This window comes from Streptomyces javensis (assembly GCF_039525925.1).
GTDB classification, from domain to species: Bacteria; Actinomycetota; Actinomycetes; order Streptomycetales; family Streptomycetaceae; genus Streptomyces; species Streptomyces asiaticus.
Genome location: NZ_BAAAIF010000221.1, coordinates 1 through 2121, shown reverse-complemented (window position 1 = coordinate 2121; position 2121 = coordinate 1). Strand labels below are relative to the sequence as shown.

The following is a 2121-nucleotide window of genomic DNA, read 5'->3' as shown; positions in this document are numbered from 1 at the left end:
TGGCGGTTGCGGGTCACAGTCAGGGCGAGATCGCCGCGGCGTGTGTCGCGGGTGGTTTGTCGTTGGAGGATGGCGCGCGGGTTGTGGCGCTGCGCAGTCGGGCGTTGGCGGAACTGGCCGGCACGGGTGGGATGGTGTCGGTGCCTGCCTCGCTTGAGGAGGTGCGGGAGTGGATCTCCGGCTGGGGCGATGACCTGTCGGTCGCGGCGGTGAACGGTCCGCGGCAGGTCGTGGTCGCTGGTGCCGCGCAGGCGTGTGTGGAGTTCACGGACGCGTACGCCGATCGTGGCGCGCGGCGGGTCGCGGTGGATTACGCGTCGCATACGGCGCATGTCGAGGCGGTCAGGGACCGTCTGGCCGAGGATCTGGCTGGGGTGTCCGCCGGTAGCAGCGCGGTGCCGTTCTACTCGACGCTTGAGGCGCGGGTGGTGGATACGGCTGAGTTGGATGGTGGGTACTGGTATCGGAATCTGCGGCGGACGGTGCGTTTCGGTGAGGTGGTCGCCGCGCTGGCGGCGGAGGGTCACCGGGTGTTTGTGGAGGTCAGTCCGCATCCGGTGCTGGGTTTGGCGATCGCGCAGGCTGGCGAGGACTTGGTTGCCGTGGGCAGCTTGCGGCGTGGCGATGGTGGTCGTGGTCGCTGGCTGACCGCGCTGGCCGGTGCTTACACCGCTGGTGTCGAGGTGGACTGGGCCGCGGCAACCGCCGACGAGGGCTGGGCGGTCAAGGTGGGCCTGCCGACCTACCCGTTCCAGCGCCAGCACTACTGGCCCAAGCCCCTCACGGGTCGCGGTGACGTGTCGTCGATCGGCTTGCAGAGCGATGGGTACCCATTGTTGGCGGCGGCGGTGTGGCTGGCCGAGGGTGATGGGCTGGTGCTGACCGGTCGTCTGTCGGTGTCGGCGATGCCGTGGCTGGCCGACCACGCGGTGCACGGCACGGTGCTGCTGCCCGGCACGGCGTTCGTGGACCTGGCGGTCCACGCAGGCGACCTGGCCGGCTGCGGCGTCCTGGAGGAGTTGACGCTCCAGGAGCCGCTGATCCTGCCCACCCAGGGCGGTGTGCAGCTACAGGTCCAGGTCGGTGACAGCGACGGCGACAGCGGTCGGCGGACCGTCACGGTCTCCTCCCGTACAGGGGAAGGGAGTTGGGTTCGGCACGCCGTCGGCGTGCTGGCCCCGTCCGGCAGCGAGCCCGCTCCGGCCCCGCTGGGCGCCTGGCCGCCGGTCGGCGCGGAGCAGGTTCCGGTTGACAACGCGTACGGGAGCTTTGCCCAGCGCGGCTACGGCTACGGGCCGGCGTTCCAAGGCCTGCGTCAAGTCTGGCAGTCCGGCGACACCGTCTACGCCGAGGTCGAGCTGCCCGAGGCCGCGGAAGCGGATGTCGCCGGGTACGGCCTGCACCCCGCTTTGCTCGATGCCGCCTTGCACGCTCTCCTGGCCGCTGCCAACAGCAACAGCAACAGCAACAGCAGCGGCGGCGGCAGTGGCAGTGGCAGCGGTGGGGGGACGGGCCTGCCGTTCGTGTGGTCGGGGGTGCGGCTCCTGGCCGGTGGCGCCCGCCATCTGCGCGTGGTGCTGGCACCGGGACCCGGTGGGGTCTCGGTGACGGCGTTCGACGGTGTCGGGCAGCCGGTTTTCCAGGCGCAGTCGTTGGTGCTGCGTGAGGCTTCGGCCGGTCAGCTCGCCGGGTCTAGCCGACAGGCCTGGCAGTCGCTGTTCACCGTTGACTGGGTCCCGGTGCTGACGCAGACTTCGCCCGGTGCAGTGCAGTGGGCGCGGCATGGCTCCGGGATGGCTCCGGTGGTTGTTGCTGCGGTGCCTGCCGCTCCCGCCGGGAGTCCGGCGCCGCAGGCGGCCCACCAGGCTGCCGCGACGGTGCTGGAGTGGGTGCAGGAGTGGCTGGCCGATCCCGCGACCGACGACGCACGGCTGGTGATCTGGACCCAGGGCGCATCCGACGGTCAGGATCTGGCTGGTGCGGCGGTGGCGGGTCTGGTGCGCTCGGCGCAGTCGGAGCACCCTGGTCGTCTGCTGCTGGTCGATGTCGACCCGGCGGCTGGTCTGGACCCGACGCGTGACGCTGACGTGGAGACCGTGCTGGCCGCGGTGCTGGATTCCG

Annotated in this window: 1 protein-coding gene; it reads left to right on the top strand. The window is 71.2% G+C overall.

All coding sequences use genetic code 11. The annotated features are described in order from the left end of the window. Positions 1–56 precede the first annotated feature (56 nt). Positions 57–2121 (top strand): acyltransferase domain-containing protein (locus ABD329_RS47640; RefSeq protein ID WP_344318261.1); only part of this gene is annotated, 2065 nt, incomplete at its 3' end.